10 protein-coding genes, 1 tRNA gene and 1 pseudogene are annotated in these 14,231 nt (G+C 69.9%); 6 read left to right on the plus strand and 6 right to left on the minus strand.

Annotation, left to right across the window (positions count from 1 at the left end; translation table 11 throughout):
• Window positions 1–220: pseudogene (locus A5694_RS24335) on the plus strand (Rv3654c family TadE-like protein); the annotation flags it as partial.
• A 24-nt stretch (window positions 221–244) separates the two neighbouring features.
• Here A5694_RS24335 and A5694_RS18020 read toward each other — a convergent pair.
• Both A5694_RS18020 and A5694_RS18025 read right to left on the minus strand, forming a co-directional pair.
• Window positions 245–1,279, minus strand: coding sequence for a PAS domain-containing protein (locus A5694_RS18020; RefSeq protein ID WP_064923669.1), 1,035 nt, complete (start codon window positions 1,277–1,279; stop codon window positions 245–247).
• Window positions 1,280–1,580: 301 nt separating this feature from the next.
• Complete coding sequence (locus A5694_RS18025; RefSeq protein ID WP_064923672.1) at window positions 1,581–3,920, minus strand: DEAD/DEAH box helicase; 2,340 nt, start codon at window positions 3,918–3,920, stop codon at window positions 1,581–1,583.
• A gap of 309 nt (window positions 3,921–4,229) precedes the next feature.
• Between A5694_RS18025 and A5694_RS18030 the strand changes: the two genes are divergently transcribed.
• The 3 genes from A5694_RS18030 (at window position 4,230) to topA (ending at window position 8,084) form a co-directional block, all read left to right on the plus strand.
• A complete protein-coding gene (locus A5694_RS18030; RefSeq protein WP_005138711.1) occupies window positions 4,230–4,433 on the plus strand; it encodes a cold-shock protein in 204 nt (67 codons plus the stop codon).
• A gap of 135 nt (window positions 4,434–4,568) precedes the next feature.
• A complete protein-coding gene (locus A5694_RS18035) occupies window positions 4,569–5,180 on the plus strand; it encodes a hypothetical protein (RefSeq protein WP_064923682.1) in 612 nt (203 codons plus the stop codon).
• A 114-nt stretch (window positions 5,181–5,294) separates the two neighbouring features.
• Entirely contained in the window at window positions 5,295–8,084 is a 2,790-nt protein-coding gene (gene topA / locus A5694_RS18040; RefSeq protein ID WP_064923674.1) for a type I DNA topoisomerase, read from the plus strand.
• A gap of 1 nt (window position 8,085) precedes the next feature.
• Here the strand turns inward: topA and A5694_RS18045 are convergent, their stop codons facing one another.
• Complete coding sequence (locus A5694_RS18045; protein WP_065019495.1) at window positions 8,086–9,705, minus strand: adenylate/guanylate cyclase domain-containing protein; 1,620 nt, start codon at window positions 9,703–9,705, stop codon at window positions 8,086–8,088.
• Between the two features lie 69 nt (window positions 9,706–9,774).
• Between A5694_RS18045 and A5694_RS18050 the strand changes: the two genes are divergently transcribed.
• Window positions 9,775–10,998, plus strand: coding sequence for a DNA polymerase III subunit delta' (locus tag A5694_RS18050; protein WP_207516042.1), 1,224 nt, complete (start codon window positions 9,775–9,777; stop codon window positions 10,996–10,998).
• A 26-nt stretch (window positions 10,999–11,024) separates the two neighbouring features.
• A tRNA-Thr gene (locus A5694_RS18055) sits at window positions 11,025–11,100 on the plus strand.
• Here A5694_RS18055 and A5694_RS18060 read toward each other — a convergent pair.
• From A5694_RS18060 to A5694_RS18070, 3 genes are all read right to left on the minus strand, one after another.
• The gene (locus A5694_RS18060; protein WP_109535735.1) at window positions 11,071–12,627 is read right to left on the minus strand and encodes a sensor histidine kinase; all 1,557 of its coding nucleotides are present in this window, start codon (window positions 12,625–12,627) and stop codon (window positions 11,071–11,073) included. The genes A5694_RS18055 and A5694_RS18060 overlap by 30 nt on opposite strands.
• A complete protein-coding gene (locus tag A5694_RS18065) occupies window positions 12,624–13,388 on the minus strand; it encodes a response regulator transcription factor (protein ID WP_064923678.1) in 765 nt (254 codons plus the stop codon). Before A5694_RS18065 ends, A5694_RS18060 begins: the two co-directional genes overlap by 4 nt.
• Window positions 13,389–13,416: 28 nt before the next feature.
• Window positions 13,417–14,231 (minus strand): SHOCT domain-containing protein (locus A5694_RS18070; RefSeq protein WP_131809616.1); only part of this gene is annotated, 815 nt, incomplete at its 5' end.

A 14,231-nucleotide genomic window follows, 5' to 3' on the forward strand; every position in this document is an offset into this window, starting at 1 on the left:
GGCCGTCGCCGGCCCGGCGGGGATCCGGGCCGCCCCGGCGACGGCGGCCAGGTCGGCGGCCGCCTGCGCGCAAGCGCAACGACTCGCCGCGCGAATGGGGGCCCGCGAAAGTCAGTGCAGGGTAGACGGACTCGACCTGGTGATCACGGTCGCGGTCGCGGTACCCGGCTGGCGGATCGGTCCGGCCCGCGCGACGGCCCGGGCCGGGCCGGTGCCCTAAAGCTGCGACCGTTCTTGCGATCGCCTAGGACGCGCCGGCAGCCGGACCCAGCCCGGCATCGGCCAGATCCCGCGCGGTGGGCAGGCGCAGCGCGATCAGGCCGGCGTAGGTGCCCTCTTCGAGTTCCACCCGGTTGACGGTCACATGCACCGGCTCCCAACCGCCGTGGGCCTGCCGCAGCCGCAGCACCCCGGTCGTCGGGCCCTGGCTGAAATCGGTTGTCATGCGGGTGATCAGGGCCTCGTCGTCGGGGTGTACCCGGGGCGCGTCCACGGTGCCGCGCCAGTCATAGAACGGGCACGGGTCATCCAGCCACTTCAGCAACCGCCAGTCGGCCAGGTCCACCATGGCGCGGTGCACGCCGGGCTGGGCCAGGCCGTGCAGGATCTGCTGTGCCAGGAAGTCGGGGCGCTGCACGCTGCCGTCGAGTTGTCCGCGCCAGTTCATCCCGCGCGACACCAGGTGTTCACGCCCGCTGGCGGGGTCGGTCTCCCAGGCGGTGCGCGCTACGAAGCCCACCCGGACGGTGTCGCCGCGGAAATCGCTGATATCCCAACTGCTGCAGATGGTTTGGCCGGGCTCGGCCCGTATCGCCAGCGCCAGCACCTTGTTCTCGTTCGGGCTGAAGTCGCGGGTGGGCAGTTCCTCGGCGAAGGCCCGGCCGTGGGTGGCCTCCACTTCGGGATCCTTGCCGCTGTTGGCCAGGGATTCCTTGGTGTCGGTGGCGACGCCCAGCGTCAGGTCCCACTTCAGCGGGCCGGGGGTCGGGCGCTCCGGCGGCTCGATGTCGGCCGGCCCGCTCCAGACGTGCACGCCGTGCACCCGGCCGTCGGACATCACCACCGGCTCGGTGCGGATCACCCGATCGCGCTTGGGGGTGATGCTGGCCAGGCTCTGCGCGCTGCGCATCGATTCGGCGATCGCGGTCTGGATCGCGGCCAGGTGGGGGCTTCGACGCAGGAACTGGGCGATCGGCACCAGATTCTTGACCTGGCGGCCCTGCGCGACGACTGCCGGCTCCTCACCGAGTGTCTCCACCAGCAACCAGTCGTGGGCCATAACCTCAGGATTTTACGGCCAACGGTTCACTACCAGCACCTTCAGCGGCCGTTTGCCCTGCTTTGCCGCCAGGCCGCAGGTAGCCCGGTCGGTTTTCGAGTTGCGCCGGTCCCGTACAGCCGGTAACTTACGGCCGCGTCCGGCTCGGTACCGGGTTGGGAACGGTTCGCCTTTTTCGACCGTTCGTCTTGGTGCTCCGTCGGCGCTGCGGCGTGGCGCACGTTGCCACGGCGAGCCCGCGGGATACCGGCTCGGGGGAGTCGGCCGTTCGGGGGGTCGGCCGACTCCCGCAGCCGGGGGGTCAGGCGCCGTTCAGCTTGCCGAGCACCAATCGCAGCACGCGCACCGCGCCGTCCTTGTCCAAGGGCTCGTTGCCGTTTCCGCATTTGGGTGATTGCACACACGACGGGCAGCCGTGCGGGCACTCGCAGGACTCGATCGTCGCGGCCGTGGCCGCCAACCAGGTGGCCGCCGCCCGGAATCCGCGTTCGGCGAACCCGGCGCCGCCCGGGTGGCCGTCGTAGACGAACACGCTGGGCAGCCCGCCGAGGGCGCCGGGACCCACCGCGGTGGACAGGCCCCCGATGTCACCGCGATCGCAGCTGGCCACCAGCGGCAGCAAGCCGATCGCCGCGTGCTCGGCGGCGTGCAACGCCCCCGGAATCCGCGGTTCGGCGATTCCGCACTCGGCCAACGCCTCGGCGGTGACGGTGTAGACCACCGCGGTGGTCGGCAGCGTCGCCGGGGGCAGATCCAGCTCGATGAAGTCCAGCACCTCACCAGTCGGCAGCCGGCGCAGGTAGCCGACGATCTGGCGGGTCACCGTGACCGGCAGCAGGCCGAGGCTGACCGGCCCGAACCAGGCGCGCTCGCCGTCGCCGGTCACGTCGATGTCGGTGATCTCCCGCGCGAACGTCGCGTAACCGGGATCCTCGGCGTGCACGAACGCGATCTGGCGCTCGGTGTCCAGCGAGTCCACCAGGTAGCTCTCCCCCTGGTGCAGATACACCGCCCCGGTGTGCACGGTGGCCGGCGCGCGGCCGGCGTCGACGCTGCCCAGCAGCCGTCCGGTATCGGCTTCCAGAATCACCACCTGCCCGCCGGCCGATCCCCGGATGTCGACTGCCGGATGCGGGTCGAGCCCGGGCGCGGGAAAGTACTTCTCGGCCCGCCGGCGCAGCAACCCGTCGTCGACCAGGCGCTCGGCGACCTGCGCGGCGCCCAACTGTGTTACCTCCGATGTGGTCAGGGGTAGTTCAATGGCCGCGCACAGCAACTGCGGTCCCAGCACATACGGATTGCCCGGATCGATCACCACCTGCTCGATCGGCTTGTCCAGCAGCGCCGCAGGATGATGCACCAGGTAACTGTCCAGCGGGTCGTCGCGGGCGATCAGCACGATCAGCGCCGTCTGACCGCGCCGGCCCGAACGGCCCGCCTGCTGCCAGAACGAGGTCACGGTGCCGGGGAAGCCGGCGATCACCACCGCGTCCAGCCCGGCGATGTCCACCCCGAGTTCCAGGGCGTTGGTGGTGGCCAGCCCGTACAGTTCGCCGTCGGCCAGCGCGCGTTCCAGGGCGCGGCGATCCTCGGCCAGATAACCCGCCCGGTAGGAGGCGACCTTGTCGGCCAGCTGCGGAGCCACCGATTCCAGGCGGGTGCGGGCCGCCAGCGCGGTGAGTTCGGCGCCGCGGCGGGACCGGACGAAGGTCAGGGTGCGCGCCCCCTCGGCGATCAGGTCGGCCATCACCCGGGCGGCCTCGGTGCCGGCGGCGCGACGCACCGGTGCACCGTTCTCGCCGGTGACGTCGGTGCGCAGGGCGGGCTCCCACAGTGCCACCGTCCGGGCGCCGTGCGGTGAGCCGTCTGCGGTGACCTCGGCGACCGGCTGCCCGATCAGCGTCGACGCGCTGGCCCCCGGTGCCGCGGTGGTAGCACTGGCGAAGATCACCGTCGGCCCCGGACCCGAGCCGTAGCGCGCGCACAACCGGAGCAGCCGCCGCAGCACCATCGCCACATGCGACCCGAAGATGCCCCGGTAGTAGTGGCATTCGTCGACGATCACGTAGCGCAGCCCGCGCAGGAAGACCGCCCAACGGGCATGGTTGCGCAGCATGGACAGATGGATCATGTCCGGGTTGGAGAACACCCAGCGCGACCGCTCCCGGGCGAATCGGCGCAGCTCGGCCGGGCTGTCGCCGTCATAGGCGGTCGGCGCCGCGGCGCCGGCCGCGCCGCATAGCCGCGGAACCGCCGCGGTCAGCGCGTGGGCGGCGCGCAGCTGATCATGGCCCAACGCCTTCGTCGGCGACAGGTACAGCGCCCGGGCGCGCGGATCGGTCGTCAGCGCGTCCAGCACCGGCAGTTGATAGGCCAGCGATTTTCCCGATGCCGTGCCGGTGCTGATCACCACGTGCCGCCCGGCGTGGGCGAGTTCGGCGGCGGCCAGCTGGTGCGACCACGGCGCGGCGATGCCGCGCCCGGTGAAGGCGCCGATGACGTCGGGCTGGGCCCACTCCGGCCAGGCACCGACCTGACCCGCCGACGCCGGCAGGTCGGCGACATGGCGCAGCGGATTCTCCCCGGGTTCGATGCCGGCGAGGGCGGCGGCTAGCAATTCACCGCCGAAATTCACCGTCATTCACCCCGTCCTTAATCGCCTGCATAGAAAGTCCGCCGCCGTATTGTTCAACCAGCCCCCGGTGATTTCGGCACCGCAGTCTGTCCTCGGCGCGCTGAACATGGTTGACTGATGGGCGGTCGTAGCTTCTGTGTTCGTGTCAAGCCTTCGCAGGATCTGTGGTTGCGGCCGCAGTACCGCAGGGTAGTGGTCGGTGGCAGCACCGGCCGACCGCCAGGGTACGGCGGCCGGAACAGGCCCGGGGTAGCGAACGGTGCCCCGAACAACGGTGCAATGCACCGGGCAAGAAGAGTAAGGAAAGATCGACAAATGCCACAGGGAACTGTGAAGTGGTTCAACGCAGAGAAGGGCTTCGGCTTCATCGCGCCTGAAGACGGGTCAGCGGACGTGTTTGTCCACTACACGGAGATCCAGGGGTCCGGCTTTCGCACCCTCGAGGAAAACCAGCGCGTGGAGTTCGAGGTCGGGCAGAGCCCCAAGGGCCCGCAGGCCACGGGCGTTCGCGCCGTCTAAGCAACTGGATTCGGCGACACCCCCCGGGCAGCTCCCCCCAACGGAGCAGAACCGGGGGGTTTCGTTTCGGGCGGGTCGGTCCGGTAGGGCCGACCCGGACGCCGCCGGATGGTGCACCGGCTTACTGTCGGTGACGTGAGCCAGCTTTCCTTCTTTTCGGCAGAGTCGGTGCCGCCCAGCGTCGCCGACCTCACCGGGGTGCTGGCAGGTCCCGGACAGATCGTCGTCATGGCCGGCGGCGCGCGACTGTCGGTCGTGGTGGATGCCCAGTGGCGGGCGATGGCCCTGGCCGAGCTGATCAGCGAGGCCGGGCTGCTGCCCGAGATCACCCGCACCGACGAGGACACCCCCTTGGTGCGGACCGCGGTGGATTCCCGGCTGCGCGTCCTGGCCGACGCCTGGACCCGCGGGGCGGTGAAGACCGTGCCGGCCCAATGGCTGCCGGGCCCGCGCGAACTGCGGGCCTGGACACTGGCGGCAGGCGCCGCCGACGCCGACCGCTATCTGCTCGGCCTGGATCCGCACGCGCCGGAGACCTTCGCGCCGCTGGCCTCGGCCATGATGCGGGTCGGGATAGCGCCCACCTTGATCGGCACCCGCGGCAGCAAGCCCGCGTTGCGGATCACCGGTCGGCGCAGGCTGGCACGGCTGGTGGAAAACGTCGGGGAATCACCTCCAGACCCCGAGGCGTTGACCCAGTGGCCGCGTGTCGAGGCGCCGATCCCCGGCCACCTCGGCCACCTTTGAGAGAATTCAGCGCTGTACGCCGGTTTGCGTGGGCACGGCCGTGAGTGCGAGATTGTCAGTTGTCCACCGGCGGCGCGACGTGGCGGTGCGGACAGAAGTGGAGCGTAAGCGCAGTTGGCTGACCCCGGCCGCAACGGCGGCACAAATTCACCCGTGCGGCGACTCGTCATAGTCGAGTCGCCCACGAAGGCACGAAAAATTGCCGGTTACCTGGGCAGTAACTACGTCGTCGAGTCCTCCCGCGGGCACATCCGGGACCTGCCGCGCAATGCCGCCGACGTCCCGGCGAAATACAAGACCGAACCGTGGGCACGGCTGGGCGTCAACGTCGACGCCGACTTCGAGCCGCTCTACATCGTCAGTCCGGACAAGAAGAGCACGGTCACCGAACTCAAGGGCCTGCTCAAAGACGTCGACGAGCTCTATCTGGCCACCGATGGTGACCGGGAGGGCGAGGCGATCGCCTGGCACCTGCTGGAGACCCTCAAACCGCGCATCCCGGTCAAGCGGATGGTGTTTCACGAGATCACCGAGCCGGCGATCCGCAATGCCGCCGAGAACCCCCGTGACCTCGACATCGACCTGGTGGACGCCCAGGAGACCCGCCGCGTCCTGGACCGGCTGTACGGCTACGAGGTCTCACCGGTGCTGTGGAAGAAGGTAGCCCCGAAGCTGTCGGCGGGACGGGTCCAGTCGGTGGCCACCCGCATCATCGTGCAGCGCGAACGCGAGCGGATGGCGTTCCGCAGCGCCTCCTATTGGGACGTGGTCGCCCAACTGGACGCCAGCGTCTCCGACCCGGCGGCGTCTCCGCCCACCTTCTCCGCCCGGTTGGTCAGCGTCGACGAGCTGCGGGTAGCCAGCGGCCGGGACTTCGACTCCCTGGGCGCGGTGCGCAAACCCGACGAGGTGCGGGTGCTCGACGAGGCCGCGGCCACCGCGCTGGCAGCCGGGCTGCAGGGTGCTTCGCTGACGGTCACGTCGGTGGAGGAGAAGCCCTACACCCGGCGGCCCTACGCGCCGTTCATGACCTCGACGCTGCAGCAGGAAGCCGGCCGCAAGCTGCGGTTCTCCGCCGAGCGGACGATGAGCATCGCCCAGCGGCTCTACGAAAACGGCTACATCACCTACATGCGTACCGACTCCACCACGCTGTCGGCCAGCGCGATCGACGCCGCCCGCACCCAGGCGCGTCAGCTCTACGGCGAGGAGTACGTGTCGCCGTCGCCGCGGCAATACACCCGCAAGGTCAAGAACGCCCAGGAAGCCCACGAGGCGATCCGGCCGGCCGGCGAGACGTTCGCCACCCCCGATGCGGTGCGCAACGAGCTCGGCAGCGACGAGTTCCGGCTCTACGAGCTGATCTGGCAGCGCACCGTGGCCTCCCAGATGGCCGACGCCCGCGGCACCACGCTGAGCCTGCGGATCGGCGGGCAGTCCGCCGGTCAGCAGGTGACGTTCGCCGCCAGCGGCCGCACCATCACCTTCGCCGGGTTCCTCAAGGCCTACGTGGAGACCGTCGACGAGTTGGCCGGCGGTGAGGCCGACGACGCCGAGCGCCGGCTGCCGCAGCTGACCCAGGGGCAGCGGGTGGACGCCACCGAGGCCACCCCGGATGGGCACGCCACGAACCCGCCGGCGCGCTACACCGAGGCCTCGCTGGTCAAGGCGCTCGAAGAGTTGGGGATCGGCCGGCCCTCGACCTACTCGTCGATCATCAAGACCATCCAGGACCGCGGCTACGTCTACAAAAAGGGCAGCGCGCTGGTCCCGTCCTGGGTCGCGTTCGCCGTCATCGGGCTGCTCGAACAGCACTTCCGCCGGCTGGTCGACTACGACTTCACCGCGGCGATGGAAGACGAGCTCGACGCGATCGCCGCCGGCCGGCAGCGCCGCACCGACTGGCTGCACAATTTCTACTTCGGCGGCGACTACGGCGTGGACGACTCGATCGCCCGCGCCGGGGGCCTCAAGAAGCTGGTCGGGGTGAACCTGGAGGGCATCGACGCCCGGGAGATCAACTCGATCAAGCTGTTCGACGACGAGCAGGGCCGCCCGGTCTATGTCCGGGTCGGCAAGAACGGCCCGTACCTGGAGCGCATGGTCGCCGGCGATGACGGCGAGCCGACCCCGCAGCGGGCCAACCTGGATGACTCGCTGCCGCCGGACGAACTGACCCTGGCGATGGCCGAGGAACGCTTCGCCACCCCGCAGGAGGGCCGGCTGCTCGGCATCGACCCGGACACCGGCCATGAGATCGTCGCCAAAGACGGCCGGTACGGCCCGTACGTCACCGAGATCCTGCCGCCGCCCCCCGACGACGAGTCCGGAAGCACTGCCAAGAAGGGCAAGAAGCCGACCGGGCCCAAGCCGCGCACCGGCTCGCTGCTGCGCAGCATGGATCTGCAGACAGTGACCCTCGACGACGCGCTGAAGCTGCTGTCGTTGCCGCGGGTGGTCGGTATCGACCCGGCGACCGGCGACGAGATCACCGCGCAGAACGGCCGCTACGGTCCGTATCTCAAGCGCGGCACCGACTCACGGTCGCTGTCGACGGAGGAGCAGATCTTCGACATCACCCTCGAGGAAGCGCTCAAGATCTACGCCGAGCCGAAACGCCGTGGCCGGCAAGCCGCTGCGGCGCCACCGCTGCGCGAGTTGGGTGCCGACCCGACGACCGGAAAGCCGATGGTGATCAAGGACGGCCGGTTCGGGCCGTACGTGACCGACGGCGAGACCAACGCCAGCCTGCGCAAGGGCGACGAGGTGGCCTCGATCACCGATGAGCGCGCCGCGGAGCTGCTCGCCGACCGGCGAGCGCGGGGACCGGCCAAGAAGGCCGCCAAGAAGACCACCCGCAAGGCGCCGGCGAAAAAGGCCGCTAAGAAGACAGCCCAGCGCTGAGTCAGTCCGCCGCGGCCGACGTCTCGGCGTTCTCGGCCGGGATCGCTTCGACCACAGCAAGATTCAACGGCCGCGCCAGCTGAGTGGGCACGGCGCGACCACGCAGCTCGACGATCTCGCCGACCTCCCAGCACAGTGCCTCGGAGTCGACCGCCCCGCTGACCGCCACCGCCGAAGCCAGCACGTGGCCCTCCTCCAGCTTGGCCAGCTCGGTCAGGCGGGCGGCCTCGTTGACCGGGTCCCCGATCACGGTGTATTCGAAGCGGGCCCGGGCCCCGATGTGCCCGGCGATGGCTCGGCCGGCGGAGACGCCGATACCGAACTCCTCCGAGCCGAGCACCGGCAGCAGCCCGTCGTGTAGTTCGCGGGCCGCCGCCAGCGCGGCGCTGCAGGCGTCCGGGTGCTCGATCGGCGCGCCGAAGATCGCCAGCGCGGCGTCACCCTGGAATTTGTTGACGAAACCGCCGTGGATCCCGACGGCCTCCACCACCACCCGGAAGAACTCGTTGAGCAGGTTGACCACCTCGCTGGGTGGCCGCGTCGAGGCGAGCTGGGTGGAGCCCACCAGATCGATGAAGAGCACCGCGACGTCGCGTTCCTGGCCGCCCAGTTCGGTGCCGCGCTCGAGTGCACGCCGCGCCACGTCCTCGCCGACGTAGCGCCCGAACAGGTCGCGCAGTCGCTGCCGCTCGGCCAGATCACGCACCATGTCGTTGAAACCGGCCTGCAGCAGGCCGAGTTCGCTGGCGTCGTAGATCTGCATGTGCGCGTTGTAGTTACCGCGCTGCACCTCCCCGAGCGCCCAGCGCAGCTGGCGCAGCGGGTCGGCGATCGACATCGACACCAGCGCGGTGCCGGCCAGCCCGATGACCAGTGCGGCCAGCGCCATCAGCAGGATCGGGGTGAACAGCTTGTCCGGTGAGGCGTCGAGCAGGGAGGCCTTGCCGGCCAGCACCGACACCACGATCGCCACCAGCGGCACCCCGGTGGACAACAGCCAGGTCAGCAGCTGGCGCAGGATCACCCCGGGCGCCCGCAGATTCTCCGGCGCCCCGCCGCGCAGTGCCGCGACCGCCACCGGGCGCAGCACCCGCTCAGATTGCAGATAACCGATGATGGCGGTGGCCGCCGCACCGAGCGCGGTGGCGGTGATGACCACCGGGACGACGTCGTTCACCACCGGCCAGCTGATGATGACGAACACCACGCCGCCCACCATCCAATAGCCGATGCTGATCAGCGAGCGATAGAACGGCATCCGCAACGCGCGGGAGCGCGCCAGTTCAGTGGCGTCGGAGTCGGCGTCGGGGTCGGGGCCGGTGAGCCGCGCCTCCCGGCGTTGCCAGCGGAACACCGGCATCAGCAACGAGGTGCTCAGCGAGAATCCGACGCAGAACAGGCACAGCAGGGTGAGCGCGAAGACGATCAGGTTGGTCCGCGGCAGGTCCTGCAGGTTGATTCGATCCTCGTCCGGCAGGCCGAACCGCAGGAAACCGAACACGAACAGCGCGCCGATGATGTCGGCCTGCAGCATGCTCAGCGTGAACACCGGCCAGGGCGTCCTGACCACCCAGCGGACGAATCGGCTGATCCGCCCGCCCAAGGTCCTGGTGCTCACCAGAACACCGTATCCGGCGCCCCGACAAAGCCGGAGTCGTTATGTCCTTGTCACCGGTTACTGTGACCGATGATGTCCGGCGTATTCGCGCGATTGGTGGGTCAACAGGCGGTAGAAGCCGCGCTGTTGGCCGCCGCCCGTGCGTCGCGGCATGATTCATCTCACAGTGGCACGACCGCCGGTGGGATGTCGCACGCCTGGCTGATCACCGGGCCGCCTGGTTCGGGCCGGTCGGTTGCGGCACTGTGCTTCGCGGCCGCCCTGCAGTGCACCGCTGACGGCGCCGAGGGCGGTCCGGGCTGCGGGCAGTGCCGGGCCTGCACCACCACGATGGCCGGCACGCACGCCGATGTGCGCCGCGTGGTGCCGGAAGGGTTGTCCATCGGCGTCGACGAGATGCGGGCCATCGTGCAGGTCGCATCCCGGCGGCCCGGAACCGGCCGGTGGCAGATCGTGGTGATCGAGGACGCCGACCGGCTCACCGAGGGCGCGGCCAACGCGCTGCTCAAGGTCGTCGAGGAGCCGCCGCCGTCGACGGTGTTCCTGCTGTGCGCCCCCTCGGTCGATCCGGAGGACATCGCGATCACCCTGCGGTCGCGGTGCCGGCACGTGGCGCTGGTGACACCGGCGCCGGAGGCGATCGCCCAGGTGTTGATCGACACCGACGGGCTCGACGGCGAAACGGCGGCCTGGGCGGCGGCGGTCAGCGGTGGCCACGTGGGCCGGGCCCGGCGGCTGGCCACCGATCCCGAGGCCCGTCAGCGCCGTCAGCGGGCGTTGGCGCTGGCCCGCGATGCGGCCACCCCCTCCCGGGCGTTCGCCGCGGTCGACGAGTTGGTGGCCGCCGCCGAGTCCGAGGCCCGGGATCTGACCGCCGAGCGGGCCGAGGCCGAGACCGAGGAGCTGCGCACCGCGCTGGGCGCCGGCGGCACCGGCAAGGGCACCGCCGGGACGCTGCGCGGCACCGCCGGGGTGATCAAGGACCTGGAGCGCCGGCAGAAGTCCCGTCAGACCCGGGCGTCGCGTGACGCGCTGGACCGGGCCCTGATCGATCTGGCCACCTATTTCCGGGATGCGCTGCTGGTCGCGTCCGGGGTGGCTACGGCGCGGCCCAACCATCCGGACATGACCGATGCGGTGGCGGCGATGGCCACCCATGCGCCGGCGGAGGCGCTGTTGCGCTGCATCGAGGCGGTGCTGGAATGCCGCGAGGCGCTGGCGGTCAACGTCAAGCCCCGCTTCGCCGTGGGGGCCATGGTCGCCACCATCGGACAGGCGCTGCGGGCCGACCTGTAAACTCGGCTGGTCCCCGTGCGGGACATGCCGCCTTAGCTCAGTCGGTAGAGCGATTCACTCGTAATGAATAGGTCAGGAGTTCGATTCTCCTAGGCGGCTCCATGGTTTCTTCGGCTCTTCCGAGGACTCTCCGGCCGGCTCCACCACCGGCAACCGCACCCGGAACACCGTGGCGCCCTCGGTGGATTCCGCGCCCACCGAACCACGGTGCGCGCTGACGATCGAGGCGACGATCGCCAAGCCCAGCCCGGTGCTGCCGGGCTTCGCCGAGCGGGCCTTATCGGCCCGGACGAACCGCTCGAACAGGTGCGGCACCATCTCGGCGTCGATCGCCGGGCCGTCGTTGGCCACCATCAACTCCGCGACCGGACCGCCCACCGCGGCGCGGTCCTCGGTGATGGTGGTCGTGACGGTCACCCCGGCCGGGGTGTGCACCCAGGCGTTGTTCAACAGATTCGTCACCACCTGGTGCAGCCGGGCGCGGTCCCCGCGGACCCACACCGGGGCCTCGGGCAGATCCTTGACCCAGTGGTGACTGGGAGCGGCCGCCGCCGCGTCGTTGACCGCGTCGGCCACCAGATCGGCCAGGTCGACGTCTTCGATGTGCAGGTCCTGGCCTTCGCCGAGCCGCGACAGCAACAGCAGCTCCTCGACCAGCGACGCCATCCGCTGCGCCTCGGATTCGATGCGGGCCAACGCGTATTCGGTGGTCGGCGGCAGCGTGGAACTGTCTTGGCGGGTCAGCTCGGCGTAGCCCTGGATCGCCGCCAACGGGGTGCGCAGTTCGTGACTGGCGTCGGTGATGAACTGCCGCATCCGCCGGTCGGCTTCACTGCGATACGCCAAGGCGCTATCGACGTTGTCCAGCAAGCGATTCAACGCGCCGGCGACGATACCCACCTCGTTGTCGGGGTCGACGTCGTCTTCGGCCACCCGGATGGTGATGCGTTCATCGCCATCGGTAAGCGGCATCGCGGCCACCGAGGCCGCGGTGGCCGCGACCCGGCGCAGCGGGCGCAACGCGTAGCTGACCACGGTGATCGTCAAGCCGGCGGTGATCAGCAACGCCACCGTGTAAAGCGCTGCTGCAGAGGCCATTCGACGGGCGACGGTACGGTTCGCCAGGTTCAGTGACCCGCCGATGAACAGCAGATCGTCATCGTCGACGACGCGGGTTTCCACCCGGTAAGTGCCCAGGCTGCCCAGTTCCATGGTCTGCGGGGGCCCGTTGCGCCAATGGTGCGCGCCGATGGCGGCCACCACGTCGGCCGGCGCCGGATAGGGTTCCTCCTCGGTGAACACCGCCGAGCCGATCACCGCGCCATTGCGCAGCACCGCCAGCACATTGCCTGGCGTCTGATCACTGAAACCGAGCATGGCCCGCCCAATGGTCGACATGCCGTCGGGGCCAACGATGTTCTCGACGCTGCGGTATTTGGCGAAGGAATGACTGAAGGCATTGAGCGACTCGGACACATCGGCGTCGCTGGTCGCGGTGACGTAGCTGCGCAGGCTCAGCACCGACACCACACCGACGGCCGCGAACGCCACCGTGACCACGGCTGATACCCCGAGCACCAACTGCCGGCGCAGTGCTCGCGGACGCCACCACGGCGACGAGCGCATCATCCCGGCGGCTTCAGCATGTAACCCACTCCTCGCACGGTGTGGATCATCGGCTCCCGATCGACGTCGATCTTCTTGCGCAGGTAGGAGATATAGAGGTCGACGATGCTGGTGCGGCCGGCGAAGTCGTAATTCCAGACCCGGTCCAAAATTTCCGCGCGGGCCAGCGCCCGTCCCGGATTGCGCATCAAAAATCGCAGCAGCTCAAACTCGGTGCTGGACAACGACACCGGCACGTCGCCGCGGCTGACCTGTCGGCTGGCGCCATCGAGTGTCAGCTCGCCGACGGTGAGCGCCTCGTCGACCGGCGGCATCAGCTGGGCGGAACGGCGCAGCAGTCCGCGCAGCCGGGCGACCAACTCCTCCAGGCTGAACGGCTTGGTCATGTAGTCGTCGGCGCCCGACGTCAGACCGGTGACCCGGTCGGTGACCGAGTCGCGGGCGGTGAGGAACAGCGTCGGAATGTAGGCGTCGGATTCGCGGACCCGTTGCAGAATCTGTAGCCCGTCGATGTCGGGCAGCATGATGTCGAGAACCAGCAGATCGGGCTCGCCGCTGTGGAACTTGCTGACGGCATCACGCCCGTTGTGGGCGACGTCGACAACCCACCCCTCGTAGTGCAGGGCCATCGTCACCAGATTGGTCAGTGCCGGCTCGTCGTCGACCAGCAGCACCCGGATCGGTGATCCGTCGGGCCGACTGATCTGCGGCAGTTGCCCGAGGATCGCTTTGCGCGGACTGCGGTGGTCCGAGTTACCCGACATCGGTCATCATTTTCCACCCCGGCTTGGGTCAGTCGCCGAGAAGGCGTTGCTTGCGTTGGGTGAACTTCTCCTGGGATAGCACGCCGGAGTCGCGCAGTTCGACGAGCGCGCGCAGTTCGGCGACGACGCCGATCGCCTTCGACTTGGCCGGCTTGTCCGGATCTTCGGCTTCTTCGGCCGGCTTCGGTGGTGTTGCCGTGGGATTGGGCTGGGTGGCCATCGGTCGCCCGCGGCCCGGCGCCGCCGAGCCGGCCATGGCGCGACCGGCCATGCTGGACAGGGCCATCTCGGCGTAGGGGGCTTCGGCTCCGGCGGCGGCCGCTGCGGCGGTGCCCGATTGCGCTGAGACCAAAGCGACTTCGCGTAGCGCCGACGGTGCGGCGGCCGCCCAAGCCTGCGGCACCGACAGCGAACCCAGCGGCACCGCCTTGCCCATGCTCGCCCACGTCGCACCGGCCGGGCCGGCGGCGGATCCCAAGGCGCCGACGGCAGGCGTGGCCTGGCCGATCAGACCCAGACCGCCCAGCGCTCCAAGGCCTTCTGCGCCTTCGGGAAATGCCAGCTCGCCCAACGTGATCGCCAGACCACCGAACGCGCCACCCAGGCCGATTCCACCGAAGGGGCCGACGCTGCCCACTTCCAGCACCGCGCCCGCCAGGTCGAATGCCAAACCGGGCGAGATCGCACCTTCGGAGGTGCCGGCGGCGGGTGCGGCTAGTTGGGTGGCGGTGGTCAGGGCGTGGCTGGCGGCGGCGCTGCCGGCGGTTTGCAGGGCTGAGGTGCAGCGGTGCAGGCGCAGAGCGCGGCGGGCGGCGCCGACCACCGCGGTGGGCCGCCTCGGCT

Origin of the sequence: Mycolicibacter sinensis, assembly GCF_001667945.1 — a bacterium.
GTDB lineage: Bacteria > Actinomycetota > Actinomycetes > Mycobacteriales > Mycobacteriaceae > Mycobacterium > Mycobacterium sinense_B.